The sequence below is a fragment of the Streptomyces hypolithicus genome (assembly GCF_052934925.1).
In genome coordinates this window covers 2,988,693-3,002,842 of record NZ_CM128811.1, presented here as the reverse complement: position 1 = coordinate 3,002,842, position 14,150 = coordinate 2,988,693, and the positions used below count along the sequence as shown (strand labels likewise).

The following is a 14,150-nucleotide window of genomic DNA, read 5'->3' as shown; positions in this document are numbered from 1 at the left end:
AACGCTTAAGGAATCTCTGATGGAGCTCGGTCTCGTCGGTCTCGGCAAGATGGGCGGCAACATGCGTGAACGCATCCGCCGCGCAGGCCACACCGTCATCGGGTACGACCGCAACCCGGATGTTGCCGATGTCCACAGCCTCGACGAGCTTGTGGGCCGGCTCAAGGGCCCGCGTGTGGTGTGGGTGATGGTGCCGTCCGGTGCCGCGACGCAGTCCACGGTCGACGAGCTGGCTCAGCTGCTGGAGCCCGGTGACGTCGTGGTGGACGGCGGGAACTCCCGCTGGACGGACGACGAGAAGCACGCGGTGGAGCTCGGCATCAAGGGCATCGGCTTTGTCGACTGCGGTGTGTCGGGCGGTGTCTGGGGCCTGGAGAACGGCTACGCGCTGATGTACGGCGGCGACGCCGAGAGCGTCGCGAAGGTGCAGCCGGTCTTCGACGCGCTGAAGCCCGAGGGGGACTTCGGGTCGGTGCACGCGGGCAAGGTGGGTGCCGGTCACTTCGCGAAGATGGTTCACAACGGCATCGAGTACGCCATGATGCAGGCGTACGCCGAGGGCTGGGAGCTGCTGGAGAAGGTCGACTCCGTCACCGATGTGCGTGAGGTCTTCCGGTCCTGGCAGGAGGGCACGGTCATCCGTTCCTGGTTGCTGGACCTGGCGGTCAACGCGCTGGACGACGACGAGCACCTGGAGAAGCTCCGCGGGTTCGCGTCCGACTCGGGTGAGGGCCGCTGGACGGTGGAGGCGGCGATCGACAACGCGGTGCCCCTGCCCGCCATCACGGCTTCGCTCTTCGCCCGGTTCGCGTCGCGTCAGGACGACTCGCCGCAGATGAAGATGATCGCCGCCCTGCGCAATCAGTTCGGTGGTCACGCGGTCGAGGCGAAGAAGTAGTTCCAAGCTGGGAGAAGGTCGGCGTACACCATGCATGTCACGCATCTGTCGCTGGCCGACTTCCGCTCGTACGCCCGGGTCGAGGTCCCTCTTGATCCGGGCGTCACCGCGTTCGTGGGGGCGAACGGGCAGGGCAAGACGAATCTGGTCGAGGCGGTCGGCTATCTGGCGACGCTCGGCAGTCACCGGGTGGCCTCCGACGCGCCGCTGGTGCGGGTGGGCGCGGAGCGGGCGGTCGTCCGGGCGGCGGTGACGCAGGGCGAGCGGCAGCAGCTGGTGGAGCTGGAGCTGAATCCGGGCCGGGCCAATCGGGCCAGGATCAACCGGTCGTCGCAGGTCAGGCCGCGGGATGTGCTGGGGATCGTTCGGACGGTGCTGTTCGCGCCGGAGGATCTGGCGCTGGTGAAGGGTGATCCGGGTGAGCGCCGACGGTTCCTGGACGAGCTGGTCACGGCGCGTTCGCCGCGGATGGCGGGGGTGCGCTCGGACTACGAGCGGGTGCTGAAGCAGCGCAACACGCTGTTGAAGTCGGCGGCGATGGCGCGTCGGCACGGCGGGCGGTCGATGGACATGTCGACGCTCGATGTGTGGGATCAGCATTTGGGGCAGGTGGGTGCGGAGCTGTTGGCGCAGCGGCTTGATCTGATCGCGGTGTTGCAGCCGATGGCGGACAAGGCGTACGAGCAGCTGGCGCCGGGCGGGGGTCCGCTGGCGCTGGAGTACCGCAGTTCGGTGGGGGGCGGCCCGCAGGCGGGGCAGTCCCGCGAGGAGCTGTACGCGATGTTGGTCGCGGCGTTGGCGGATGCGCGGAAGCAGGAGATCGAGCGGGGTGTGACTTTGGTCGGTCCGCACCGTGACGATCTGGTTCTGAAGCTGGGGCAGATGCCGGCGAAGGGCTATGCGAGTCATGGTGAGTCGTGGTCGTTCGCGTTGTCGCTGCGGCTGGCGTCGTACGACTTGCTGCGGGCTGAGGGCCCTGAGCCGGTGCTGGTGCTCGACGATGTCTTCGCGGAGCTGGACGCGCGGCGGCGGGAGCGGCTGGCTGAGCTGGTGGCGCCGGGTGAGCAGGTGCTGGTGACGGCTGCGGTGGATGACGATGTGCCGGGTGTGCTGGCGGGTGCGCGGTTCGAGGTGTCCGGTGGCGAGGTGGCGCGGGTATGAGTGAGTCGGCTGGGAAGCACGCTGAGGGGGGTGCGGCTGGCTCGGCGGGCGCTGGTGGTTTTGAGGCGTCGGGCCCCCAGGCATCCGGCCCCCAGGCGTCGGGGGTGGATCTGGCGCGGGTGGCGTTGCGTGCGGCGAAGGAGCAGGCGCGGGCGCGGGGCGCTGCGGCGCAGCAGAAGAAGCAGTCGAGACGTGGTGGTGGGCTGCGGTCGGGGTCGGGGGCGGACGGTCGTGATCCGCTGGCGTTGGGGGCGGCGCTGGACCGGTTGAAGACCGAGCGCGGCTGGGAGATGCCGATGGCGGTGGGTGGGGTGATGGGCCGGTGGCCGGAGATTGTGGGCGGTGATCTGGCGAAGCACTGTGTGCCGCAGCGGTATGACGAGGACGAGCGGGTTCTGACGGTGCAGTGCGATTCGACGGCGTGGGCGACGCAGTTGCGGTTGATGCAGCGGGATCTGCTGCGGCGGTTGAACGATGATCTGGGCCGGGACACGGTGCGGATGATCAAGGTGTGGGGGCCGGGTGGGCCGCCGCGTCGTTTCGGTGCGTTGCGTGCTCCGGGGAGCACTGGTCCTGGGGATACGTACGGCTGAGAAGCTGTTGTCCCACTCCCGCTGGATCAGCTTGGGCTCCCGCTGGATCAGCTCTGGGCGTCTGGTGCGGTCGATCGCAAGGCGCCGGAGTGTCCTCATAGCGGGGATATGAGGGCGTTTTGGCAACGCCGCGAGCGGCCGTGCCAGACGTTCCGAGCCCAGCGGGCGTGGGACAACAGCTTCTGAAGTGGGGGGCGTATGTGTGAGGTGTCCCTCACGGTAGCGGTGGGTTGACAGCCGAAGCGCTGAATGCCCGTGTGAGCCTCTTGGAGCCCCTTCCCGGATATGGGGAGTCGGATGGCGCCGGTTGAGAGCGGCACATGCGTACTCAGGGACCGGCAAGCCCCCATGAGTGTCCGAGCTACCGGTAGACTGGTGCACAATCCCGCTCGCTTGCGGGACACGTCGACTTATACAGAACGACGCAGCCGGTCCCGTTTGTCGCGGTCTCGGCTTGTGCTGTGCCAGAAAGGGCGCTTCGTGGCCGATTCCGGCGACCCCAACGAGATCATTACGTCCACTCCCGGCGAGGGCGGCGAGGCCGTCGTCTCGGCGGCCTATGACGCCAGCGCGATCACCGTCCTTGAGGGCCTGGACGCGGTCCGCAAGCGGCCTGGCATGTACATCGGCTCGACCGGTGAGCGTGGGCTTCATCACCTGGTGCAAGAGGTCGTCGACAACTCTGTCGACGAGGCCATGGCCGGGCACGCGGACACGATCGACGTCACGATCCTGCCGGACGGCGGGGTGCGTGTGATCGACAACGGCCGCGGTATCCCGGTCGACATCGTGCCGTCGGAGAACAAGCCGGCCGTGGAGGTCGTGCTGACGGTTCTGCACGCGGGCGGCAAGTTCGGCGGTGGCGGTTACGCCGTCTCCGGCGGTCTGCACGGTGTGGGTGTGTCCGTCGTGAACGCGCTGTCGTCGAAGTTGGCTGTCGAGGTCAGGCGGGACGGTTTCCACTGGTCGCAGGATTACAAGCTGGGTGTGCCGACGGCGCCGCTGGCGCAGAACGAGGCGACGGGGGAGTCCGGTACGTCGGTGACGTTCTGGGCCGACCCTGATGTCTTCGAGACGACGGAGTACTCCTTCGAGACGCTGTCGCGGCGTTTCCAGGAGATGGCGTTCCTCAACAAGGGCCTGACGCTGAACCTGACGGACGAGCGGGAGTCCGCGAAGGCCGTGGCGGGGGCGGACACGGCGGACGGTACGGAGGACGACCAGGTCCGTACGGTGTCGTACCACTACGAGGGCGGCATCGTCGACTTCGTGAAGTACCTGAACTCGCGCAAGGGTGAGCTGATCCACCCGACGGTGATCGATGTCGAGGCCGAGGACAGGGAGCGCCTGCTCTCGGTCGAGATCGCGATGCAGTGGAACTCGCAGTACACGGAGGGTGTGTACTCGTTCGCGAACACGATCCACACGCATGAGGGCGGTACGCACGAGGAGGGTTTCCGTGCGGCGATGACGGGTCTGGTGAACCGTTACGCGCGGGAGAAGAAGTTCCTGCGCGAGAAGGACGACAATCTCGCGGGTGAGGACATCCGTGAGGGTCTGACGGCGATCATCTCGGTGAAGCTGGGTGAGCCGCAGTTCGAGGGCCAGACGAAGACCAAGCTGGGCAACACTGAGGCGAAGACCTTCGTGCAGAAGGTCGTGCACGAGCACCTCAACGACTGGTTCGACCGGAATCCGAACGAGGCCGCGGACATCATCCGCAAGGCGATCCAGGCGGCTACGGCGCGGGTGGCGGCTCGTAAGGCGCGGGATCTGACACGTCGTAAGGGTCTGCTGGAGTCGGCTTCGCTGCCGGGCAAGCTGAGTGACTGCCAGTCGAACGATCCGACGCAGTGCGAGATCTTCATCGTCGAGGGCGACTCGGCCGGCGGCAGTGCGAAGTCGGGCCGTAATCCGATGTACCAGGCGATTCTGCCGATCCGCGGCAAGATCCTGAACGTCGAGAAGGCGCGGATCGACAAGGTCCTGCAGAACACCGAAGTGCAGGCGCTGATCAGTGCTTTCGGTACGGGTGTGCACGAGGACTTCGATATCGAGAAGCTCCGCTATCACAAGATCATTCTGATGGCGGACGCCGATGTCGACGGTCAGCACATCAACACGCTGCTTCTGACGTTCCTGTTCCGCTTCATGCGGCCGCTGGTCGAGGCGGGGCACGTCTACCTGTCGCGCCCGCCGCTGTACAAGATCAAGTGGGGTCGGGACGACTTCGAGTACGCGTACTCGGACCGTGAGCGCGACGCCCTGGTGGAGCTCGGCAAGCAGAACGGCAAGCGGGTCCGTGAGGACTCGATCCAGCGCTTCAAGGGGCTCGGTGAGATGAACGCCGAGGAGCTGCGCATCACCACCATGGATGTGGATCACCGGGTCCTCGGCCAGGTGACGCTGGACGACGCGGCGCAGGCCGACGATCTGTTCTCGGTGCTGATGGGTGAGGACGTCGAGGCGCGGCGCTCGTTCATCCAGCGCAACGCCAAGGACGTCCGCTTCCTCGACATCTGAGTCGGCCGTGCACGCCATCAGCCGCAGCCGCAGCTCGAAAGGACTTTGACCAGCAATGGCCGACGAGAACACCCCTGTGCCCGTGACCCCTGAAGAGGTGCCCCCCGTCGAGGGTGTGGGCATGCGTGTCGAGCCTGTGGGGCTCGAGACGGAGATGCAGCGCTCCTACCTCGACTACGCGATGTCCGTCATCGTCTCGCGCGCGCTGCCCGACGTGCGGGACGGCCTGAAGCCCGTGCACCGCCGGGTGCTGTACGCGATGTACGACGGCGGTTACCGGCCCGAGAAGGGCTTCTACAAGTGCGCCCGTGTCGTCGGTGACGTCATGGGTACGTACCACCCGCACGGCGACTCGTCGATCTACGACGCCTTGGTGCGCCTCGCGCAGCACTGGTCGATGCGGATGCCGCTGGTGGACTCCAACGGCAACTTCGGCTCTCCGGGCAACGACCCGGCCGCGGCGATGCGCTACACCGAGTGCAAGATGATGCCGCTGGCCATGGAGATGGTCCGGGACATCGACGAGGAGACCGTCGACTTCCAGGACAACTACGACGGCCGCAACCAGGAGCCGACGGTTTTGCCGGCGCGCTTCCCGAACCTGCTGATCAACGGTTCGGCGGGTATCGCGGTCGGTATGGCCACCAACATTCCGCCGCACAACCTGCGGGAGGTGGCGGCCGGCGCGCAGTGGTTCCTGGAGAACCCGGAGGCGGGTCACGAGGAGCTGCTGGACGCGCTGATGGAGCGCATCAAGGGCCCCGACTTCCCGACGGGTGCGCTGGTGGTGGGCCGTAAGGGCATCGAGGAGGCGTACCGGACGGGCCGCGGCTCGATCACGATGCGCGCGGTGGTGGCGGTCGAGGAGATCCAGAACCGCCAGTGCCTGGTGGTCACGGAGCTTCCGTACCAGACGAATCCGGACAACCTGGCGCAGAAGATCGCGGACCTGGTGAAGGACGGCAAGGTCGGCGGCATCGCGGACGTCCGTGACGAGACGTCTTCGCGGACCGGTCAGCGTCTGGTGATCGTGCTGAAGCGGGACGCGGTCGCGAAGGTCGTCCTGAACAACCTCTACAAGCACACCGATCTGCAGACCAACTTCGGCGCGAACATGCTGGCGCTGGTCGACGGGGTGCCGCGCACGCTGTCGCTCGACGCGTTCATCCGTCACTGGGTGGCCCACCAGATCGAGGTCATCGTCCGGCGCACCCGGTTCCGGCTGCGCAAGGCGGAGGAGCGGGCGCACATCCTGCGCGGCCTGCTCAAGGCGCTGGACGCGATCGACGAGGTCATCGCGCTGATCCGGCGCAGCCAGACGGTCGACGTGGCGCGTGAGGGCCTGATGGGCCTGCTGGAGATCGATGAGATCCAGGCGAACGCGATCCTGGAGATGCAGCTGCGCCGGCTGGCGGCTCTGGAGCGTCAGAAGATCGTCGCCGAGCACGACGAGCTGCAGACGAAGATCAACGAGTACAACGCGATTCTCGCTTCGCCGGAGCGTCAGCGGCAGATCATCAGCGAGGAACTGGCGGCGATCGTCGACAAGTTCGGTGACGACCGGCGCTCGAAGCTGGTGCCCTTCGACGGTGACATGTCCATCGAGGACCTGATCGCCGAGGAGGACATCGTCGTCACGATCTCGCGTGGCGGCTATGTGAAGCGTACGAAGACCGACGACTACCGGTCGCAGAAGCGCGGCGGCAAGGGGGTGCGCGGCACGAAGCTGAAGGAGGACGACATCGTCGACCACTTCTTCGTGTCGACGACCCACCACTGGCTGCTGTTCTTCACGAACAAGGGCCGGGTGTACCGGGCGAAGGCGTACGAGCTGCCGGACGCGGGCCGCGATGCGCGCGGGCAACACGTCGCGAACCTGCTGGCGTTCCAGCCGGACGAGCAGATCGCGCAGATCCTCGCGATCCGCGACTACGAGGCTGCGCCGTATCTGATCCTGGCCACCAAGGGTGGTCTGGTGAAGAAGACGTCGCTGAAGGACTACGACTCGCCCCGTGCGGGCGGCGTCATCGCGATCAATCTGCGGGAGACCCCGGCCGGCGGCGACGACGAGCTGATCGGCGCGGAGCTGGTGTCGGCCGAGGACGATCTTCTGCTGGTCAGCAGGAAGGCGCAGTCGATCCGCTTCACCGCGACCGACGACGCGCTGCGGCCGATGGGGCGGGCGACATCCGGTGTGAAGGGCATGAGTTTCCGTGAAGGCGACGAGCTGCTCTCGATGAATGTGGTGCGGGCGGGTACGTTCGTGTTCACTGCCACTGACGGCGGGTACGCGAAGCGGACTCCCGTCGACGAGTATCGCGTCCAGGGTCGCGGTGGCCTCGGCATCAAGGCCGCCAAGATCGTGGAGGACCGTGGGTTGCTGGTCGGCGCGCTGGTGGTCGAGGAGACGGACGAGATCCTCGCCATCACGCTCGGCGGTGGTGTGATTCGCACGCGAGTCAACGAAGTCAGGGAGACGGGCCGTGACACCATGGGCGTCCAACTGATCAATCTGGGTAAGCGCGATGCCGTCGTCGGTATCGCTCGTAACGCCGAGGCCGGCCGCGAGGCCGAAGAGGTCGGAGGTCCCCCGGGGGCCGACGCCGATGTGGCCGAAGGCGCTGCGGCCGGGGTTGCCGAATCCGTCGAGGGCGTAGAGCCTTCGTCCGCCGAGGGCACGGAGCCTTCGGCCGGGGAGCACGAGGAGTAAAGCGTGAGTGGAGCCACGGGCGCCGGAGCGGCCGCTTCCGGAGCTGGAGCACCCGGTGTCCGTGGCTCTGCCGCGGACTCCCAGGGGGGGACTGTGACCGATACCCGAGGGGCCCAGCCCCAGAGTTACGACGCGTACGGCAATGGGCCGCTGCCCAGTGAGCGTGAGCAGCGGGGCCAGGGCCAGTCCGCCCAGCCGTATCACCCGCCGCAGGCGTACCCCTCGCCGCAGGGCGATGGTACGCAGGGCGGGCAGCAGCGTACGGGCCAGGCCTCGGACGCGGCCGCGGTGCGGCTGCCGAGAACCGGTGCGCGTACGACGCCGCGTACGCGCAAGGCCCGGCTGCGGGTGGCCAAGGCCGACCCGTGGTCGGTGATGAAGGTGAGCTTCCTGCTCTCCATCGCGCTGGGCATCTGCACGGTGGTCGCGTCAGCGGTGCTGTGGATGGTCATGGATGCCATGGGTGTCTTCTCCACGGTTGGCGGGACGATCAGCGAGGCCACGGGCTCCAACGAGAGCAACGGCTTCGACCTGCAGTCCTTCCTCTCGCTGCCGCGCGTGTTGATCTTCACCTCGGTCATCGCGATGATCGACGTGGTGCTCGCGACGGCGCTCGCGACCCTCGGTGCTTTCATCTACAACCTGTCGGCCGGCTTCGTCGGCGGGGTCGAGCTGACGCTCGCCGAGGACGAGTAGGAAGCGGGCGGAACCGATTTTGGTACTGCCCCTGAGGTGCGCTAATCTTCAGGGGCAGCGCGGGGCTATAGCTCAGTTGGTTAGAGCGCATCCCTGATAAGGATGAGGCCACAGGTTCAAATCCTGTTAGCCCCACCGCGGACCTGACAAAGGTCGAAGGCCCGGTAGATCGGAAGATCTACCGGGCCTTCTGCGTGTGCGGTGCGCGTGGTGTGTGCGGTACGAGTGGTGCGCGTCTGTGGTGCGGGCGTGGTGCGTGTGTGGTGTGCGTTACGCGGTGAGGCGCAGGTCCGTTCGGGCGGTTTCCGTGAGGTCGGTCGGAAGGTGCCGGGCGGCCGGTGATGAGCCGTGGGCCTCGGCGCGGATGCGCTGCTTCATCGTGGGAGGCAGGGCGCGGTCGGTCGCCGGGGACCAGCGGGTGGCGGGGGCCGCCGTGGCTGCTGCCGGGGGCTCGGCCGGGCGTGCGGCAGGGGCGTACGCCGGGTGGACGGCGGTGGCTTGCGCGGCGGTGAATCCCAGCGCAGCGGTGACTCGGGCGACGGTGAATCCCAGCGCGGCGAGGAGTGCCCGGACAGCGGTGGTGAACGCGGTCCACATCGTGCTCGTGCTGACCTTGACGGCGGCCATGGCCCCTCGCTTTCGGGTGGTGCGATGTCCTTGCTTGCCCGATCATGTGCACCCGCCCCGGAGTTCTGGGGACCGGCAGCCGCGATTCGCAGATCTTCGGATGAACACCACTCGGTCGGGGGAGCGGAAGTGCGGGCCGATGGTGACGGCGGGGGCTCGGCCGGGCCCGGCAACTAGGTAACCGATCGGTATCGGCCGGTGTGTATAGTCGGGCGCCAGAAGTCCCCTACGTCAAGGAAAGACGAGGTCGCGCGGTGAAGAAGCTTCTCCTGGTCGCACTGGCCGCCATCGGCGGGCTCCTCGTGTACCGCCAGATCCAGGCGGATCGCGCCGAGCAGGATCTGTGGACGGAGGCGACTGACTCCGTGCCCGCAGGTTCGGGTGTGTGAGACCCAGTAGTCCCCATACGGGCCCCGGCCGCTGAGCGGCCGGGGCCTTTGTGCTGTCCGGGCCGTGGGCCGGCGGCCCCGGGGCGGTCGCCCACGGCCCTGGGGCCGTCCGGGTGACAGGGGAGCGGACGAGTGGCGGCCGGACGGGCGGCGGTCATCGTGGGGATGGCGAGGCTGTTCCGGGCCCTGAGTCAGTCACTTGCGCAGAACATGTGCTTGCGTAAGCAAATGTCCGTATCTCTATGTCTCCGCAACGATCCGGCGGCCTGCGCAGACAGCGCCGGGACCGGCGGGGCACGATGGACGGACGCTGCGGCGGCGCTGGTGCGGCGGCGCGGGGCGGCCATGAGGACGGACGAGGGGTGGCGCGTGAAGAGGCAGCGCAGCAAGGGCGGGGTGGTGACGGCCGTGGTGGCGGCGCTGGTCGCGGTGGCGGCACTGGGGGGCGCGGCTCATGCGGCGGGTGAGCCCAGTCCGTACACCTACGAACCGTCGGCGAAGCGGGTCGAGGGTGTTCAGGCCAACATTGACGCCGAGGAGCTGGCGGCCGGGACGACGTACCGGGACTCGATCAAGCCGGGCGGCAAGCTCTTCTACCGGGTGCGCCTCGACGCGACGTCCAACGCCTATGTGTCGGCGACCGCTGTGCCCGGGCCGGGCACCAAGGTCGCGTATTCCGACGAGCTCAAAGTGACGCTGCAGGACCGCGACGGCAACTCGTGCAGTTACAACACCACTCGGTTCAGCTCGGCGGAGTTCGCGCGGCCGATCGGCGCGTACGCCCACCGGACCATCGACAAGGACAGCACCTCCTGCCAGGAGGCCGAGACGTACTTCGTACTGGTGGAGCGGACCAGTGAGGCAACCTCGTCGCGCGAGCCCTGGGAGCTGGAGATCCGTCATATGACGGAGCCCGGTGTGGGGGCCGGCGGCCCGACGGCGGCGCCGGAGACCTGGCCGAGCAGCTCACCCGCGCCGCCGGTGGGTGGCGTGCAGGAACGCCGCGGCGGTACGAGTTTCTACAGTGCGCCCGGGCTGGAGCGGGGCGAGTGGCGGGACAGGATCAAGCCGGGTGAAAGCTTGTTCTACAAGGTGCCCGTCGACTGGGGACAGCAGCTCTTCGCGAGCGCGGACCTCAGCAGTGCGCCCGGGGAGGGACATGTGTCCAACGCGCTGACCATGGCGCTGTACAACCCGGCGCGCGGCCTCGTCGACAGTGCGACCGACATCTCGTACGACGGCAAGCAGAAGTCGACGGCGCTGGATCCGCTGCCTCCGGTGGCGTACGAGAACCGCTTCGACTCCTCGGAGTCGGTGGGCGGGATGCGGCTGGCTGGCTGGTACTACCTGAGGGTCAGTCTGAACCCCGAGGTGGCGAAGGAGTTCGGGGCGAAGGGGCTGGGTCTTTCGCTGCGCCTGAACGTCAGGGGCGAGGCGAAGAAGGGTCCCGGCTATGCGGGGCCCGCCGGTGACTTCCAGGTCACCGAGGACGATTTGAGCGCTGCTGAGAGCGGCGAAAGTACGCCCGCCGCGGACCGGAGCGAGACGATGCAGCTCGTCGCGGCGGCCGGTATCGGTGCGGGCAGTGTGCTGGTGCTGGGGCTCGGGATGTGGACGGCGCTCGCCCGCAGGCGGGCTCACGCGGCGGGACCGGGGGCGGGGACGGGGCCAGACGCTGGTGGGGCGCCTACGCAGTACGGGCCGCCGACCGCCTGGTAGGCCGGCGGGTCAGGGGCGCTGCTGCTGCGCAACGGTCTTCGGGCGGGCGGGTGGACGGCTGGCTGACGGGCGGGCTGGTTGGCCGACGGGCGCTCAGCTCTGGGTCAGGGCCCAGATGCCCACCGCGAAACACACCAGGGCCAGCAGCAGAACCGGGACGGCCACCTTCGGGGATGGTCCCGGACGCCTGTGTGCGGCCTGGACCGCGGCTGCTGGGCTGTGGGCGGTGAATGGGCGCGTGAGGGCCTGTTCGTGCTGTACGGCGGCCGGGGCGGCCTGGGCCCCCGCATGCGGGGGCGTCGCAACCGGCCCGGGCGCGGGTGCGGACATGGGCGCGGGCGCGGGTGTCGGCTTGGGCGGGACGGATGGCTGCGCCGGGTGCGCGCGGGCGGGCTGTGGCGGCGGTGCGAGGTGGAAGCTGCCCGTCTCCGACATGGTGGACGGCGGCTGCGGACCGGGCTGTCGCGCCCGCCCGTTCGGGACATGGGCGGGCGGCATGTCCGGTCCTGTCGGGCCGAAGCCGGGCGGGAGCGGGCCGATCTGGTCGAAGATCTCCACCGGCTCCTCGCCGGGCGCCGGTTCGGGGAGCGTTTCGACGGCGGCGGTCAGTGCTTTGCGTGCGCCCGTCGCCGTACGGAACCTGGCCTGCGGGTCGGGTTGCAGCATTCCGGCTATCACCTGCCACAGGGGCCCGGGGATGCCCTGTGGCGCCCCCGGTGTGCCGTACGTGGCGAAGTGCTCGACCAGGGCCTGGGAGTCGGGCTTGTGGCCCTGTACCAGGTAGAGGGCGACCAGGCCGACCGCGAAGAGGTCGGCCGGGAAGTCCGGCTCGGCGCCCATCATCTGCTCGGGGGCGAAATAACCGGGCGTCCCCACGACGTAGTTGGTCTCGGTGAGGCGGGGCTCGCCCTTGCGCATCGAGATACCGAAGTCGGACAGCCGCAGATGCGGCCGTCCGGTGCCGGTGGCCTCCAGCAGGATGTTGGCGGGCTTGATGTCGCGGTGCACGACACCTTCCGCGTGCACCGCGCTCAGACCGGAGAGGAGTTGATCGAGCAGGGTGCACACGAAACGGGGCGGCAGCGGGCCGTAGTCCCCGATCACGTGCGCCAGCGATCCGCCGCTCACCAAGTCCATGGTGAACAGCACCTTGTCGTCGTCCGCTGCCCAGCTGGCCGGGGCGAGGACATAGGGGTGGTCGATCCGCACGGCCTGCTCTCGCACGAAACGCAGCAGCGTGTGCGCGTCGCTCTGCTGGAGCACCTTGGCCGCCACGTACCGGCGGCGCCGGTGGTCCCACGCCCGCCACACGGCGCCGACACCGCCGCGCCCGATCGGGTCGATGAGCTCGTACCGACCAGCGAAGATCTCACCCATTGCGCTGTGCCCGCTCCCCGGTCCGGTGCTGTCCGCCGCTGTCAGCTCTGGTGCGCCTCGTAGTGGGCGACCGCGTCCGCGGTGCGCCCTGCGCCGTACACCCTGAGGAACTCTGCCAGTTCGGGGTGGGTCGGGGCGAGGGTGTCCGCCGCATCGATGATGTCGCCTGCGGCCGCGACCGAGCGCAGCAGTGACTGGATCTCGCGCACCACCCGGCGTACGGTCGGCGCCCCGGAACTGGCTGTGGTGCCATTGGTGTTGCTCAGCACGGAACCACCCTGCGACTTCTTGATCTCGTCCATCCGATCGGTGGCCTCGGCAGCGCTGACGCTGCCGTCGGCGACCTGCCCGGCCAGATCCTGCAGGGCCTGAACGCGCTGGACCACGGCGGGGTTGCCGATCTTGGCGCGCTGGCCGCTCATCAGCTGGGACAGCATCGGGGCCGACAGCCCGAGCACCGCGGCCAGCCTGGCCTGGTTCAGGCCCAGGTCGTCGATCAGGCGACGGAAGAGCGCCCCCAGCGGCTCCCCGTACCAACTGCGCTGAAGCTCTCTGGCTCTGGCCGTCGACTCCTGCTGCGCTGCATCCATTGCGTCTCCCCTTCGCTGCTGCGAACCTCGGGAGCATCTTACGGAGCGTGGTCGCGCACGGGGACCCCCAATGCTTTTGCAGGATCCGGGGGGAGACCCGGTACTCTTGTCTCCGGCGGTGGCCATTGCGCACGTGCGCCGGTCCCTGTCCACCCGTACCCGGGGCCTTAGCTCAGTTGGTAGAGCGCTGCCTTTGCAAGGCAGATGTCAGGAGTTCGAATCTCCTAGGCTCCACTGTTAAATGCCCTCTGACCTGCGGAAACGCGGTTTCGGAGGGCATTTTTTGTGCCCATCGGTGGGCACATCGATGCTCAGAAGTGTGGGGTATTCCTCTATTTCTTGGGGTTTGCGCGATCGAGGCGCTCCCGTGGATCTCCTAGGACTGGAGGTGTCTGCGGTGGTCTTTCTTGGGCGTGCCGAACGAGAGGTAGGTGGTGTCGTCCTTGGCCTCGACCGGGGTGCTGCTGTCGGGCTACCTCGCTTGTCGCTAACCGTGCCGAGGTCAGCTGGCCCAGGGGTCAGAGTTCGGCCGTCGTCGAGACATCGGTCCAGCTGGCCACCACCAGCCTTTTCGGCTGTCCCGTGCTGCGGAGCGAGCCGATCGGTCCCGCGCCGAAGGCGAACGAGAGGAACTGCTGCGGAACAACCAAGAGACCGGGCACGATCTCGGGCGGCCGACCAGGAGGCTCCGCGAACTTTCGCCGGTGGCAGAGCTCGCCCACGAGATGCTCATCCGGGCGGCCAAGGCCACGCACAACGAAGAAACTCTTCTTCGGCTGACTCAGGTACGGAACAACGCATGCGCGAAGACGCTTCGAACCGATGCGGCAGGAGCCCACACGGCGGCGCACGGCAGCACCTGACGGC

The 14,150-nt window shown here is 68.1% G+C and carries 12 protein-coding genes and 2 tRNA genes; 10 read left to right on the top strand and 4 right to left on the bottom strand.

What is annotated here, in order from left to right:
- Positions 1 to 19: 19 nt before the first annotated feature.
- From gnd to ACU6WZ_RS14145, 7 genes are all read left to right on the top strand, one after another.
- The gene (gene gnd / locus ACU6WZ_RS14175) at positions 20 to 898 is read left to right on the top strand and encodes a phosphogluconate dehydrogenase (NAD(+)-dependent, decarboxylating) (protein ID WP_447033786.1); all 879 of its coding nucleotides are present in this window, start codon (positions 20 to 22) and stop codon (positions 896 to 898) included.
- A gap of 30 nt (positions 899 to 928) precedes the next feature.
- Positions 929 to 2,059 carry a DNA replication/repair protein RecF gene (gene recF / locus ACU6WZ_RS14170; RefSeq protein WP_447033785.1) on the top strand — a complete coding sequence of 377 codons (1,131 nt, stop codon included), beginning with the start codon at positions 929 to 931 and terminating at the stop codon, positions 2,057 to 2,059.
- Positions 2,056 to 2,652, top strand: a complete 597-nt coding sequence (locus tag ACU6WZ_RS14165; protein WP_447033783.1) for a DciA family protein — start codon at positions 2,056 to 2,058, stop codon at positions 2,650 to 2,652. The genes recF and ACU6WZ_RS14165 overlap by 4 nt, the downstream gene beginning before the upstream one ends.
- A 456-nt stretch (positions 2,653 to 3,108) precedes the next feature.
- A complete protein-coding gene (gyrB, locus tag ACU6WZ_RS14160) occupies positions 3,109 to 5,175 on the top strand; it encodes a DNA topoisomerase (ATP-hydrolyzing) subunit B (RefSeq protein ID WP_447033781.1) in 2,067 nt (688 codons plus the stop codon).
- Between the two features lie 55 nt (positions 5,176 to 5,230).
- On the top strand, positions 5,231 to 7,885 hold the full coding sequence (gyrA, locus tag ACU6WZ_RS14155; protein WP_447033780.1) for a DNA gyrase subunit A: 2,655 nt from the start codon (positions 5,231 to 5,233) through the stop codon (positions 7,883 to 7,885).
- A 93-nt stretch (positions 7,886 to 7,978) separates the two neighbouring features.
- Positions 7,979 to 8,581: a DUF3566 domain-containing protein gene (locus ACU6WZ_RS14150; protein WP_447033778.1), complete on the top strand. Its 603-nt coding sequence runs from the start codon at positions 7,979 to 7,981 to the stop codon at positions 8,579 to 8,581.
- Between the two features lie 61 nt (positions 8,582 to 8,642).
- Positions 8,643 to 8,716 (top strand) — tRNA-Ile (locus ACU6WZ_RS14145).
- Between the two features lie 135 nt (positions 8,717 to 8,851).
- On the opposite strand, the gene ACU6WZ_RS14140 is transcribed toward ACU6WZ_RS14145, so the two are convergent.
- Positions 8,852 to 9,208 (bottom strand): DUF6344 domain-containing protein, encoded by a 357-nt coding sequence (locus ACU6WZ_RS14140; protein ID WP_447033776.1) that lies wholly within the window; start codon positions 9,206 to 9,208, stop codon positions 8,852 to 8,854.
- Positions 9,209 to 9,462: 254 nt separating this feature from the next.
- On the opposite strand from ACU6WZ_RS14140, the gene ACU6WZ_RS14135 reads away from it, so the two are divergent.
- Positions 9,463 to 9,597: a DLW-39 family protein gene (locus tag ACU6WZ_RS14135; RefSeq protein WP_003958712.1), complete on the top strand. Its 135-nt coding sequence runs from the start codon at positions 9,463 to 9,465 to the stop codon at positions 9,595 to 9,597.
- Between the two features lie 369 nt (positions 9,598 to 9,966).
- Positions 9,967 to 11,316 (top strand): hypothetical protein, encoded by a 1,350-nt coding sequence (locus tag ACU6WZ_RS14130; protein WP_447033769.1) that lies wholly within the window; start codon positions 9,967 to 9,969, stop codon positions 11,314 to 11,316.
- Between the two features lie 93 nt (positions 11,317 to 11,409).
- On the opposite strand, the gene ACU6WZ_RS14125 is transcribed toward ACU6WZ_RS14130, so the two are convergent.
- A complete protein-coding gene (locus ACU6WZ_RS14125; protein ID WP_447033768.1) occupies positions 11,410 to 12,693 on the bottom strand; it encodes a serine/threonine-protein kinase in 1,284 nt (427 codons plus the stop codon).
- A 41-nt stretch (positions 12,694 to 12,734) separates the two neighbouring features.
- Positions 12,735 to 13,283, bottom strand: coding sequence for a helix-turn-helix domain-containing protein (locus ACU6WZ_RS14120; protein ID WP_447033767.1), 549 nt, complete (start codon positions 13,281 to 13,283; stop codon positions 12,735 to 12,737).
- A 161-nt stretch (positions 13,284 to 13,444) separates the two neighbouring features.
- Here ACU6WZ_RS14120 and ACU6WZ_RS14115 point away from each other — a divergent pair.
- A tRNA-Ala gene (locus ACU6WZ_RS14115) sits at positions 13,445 to 13,517 on the top strand.
- A gap of 284 nt (positions 13,518 to 13,801) precedes the next feature.
- Here the strand turns inward: ACU6WZ_RS14115 and ACU6WZ_RS14110 are convergent.
- Positions 13,802 to 14,134, bottom strand: coding sequence for a hypothetical protein (locus ACU6WZ_RS14110; RefSeq protein ID WP_447033766.1), 333 nt, complete (start codon positions 14,132 to 14,134; stop codon positions 13,802 to 13,804).
- Positions 14,135 to 14,150: the final 16 nt, after the last annotated feature.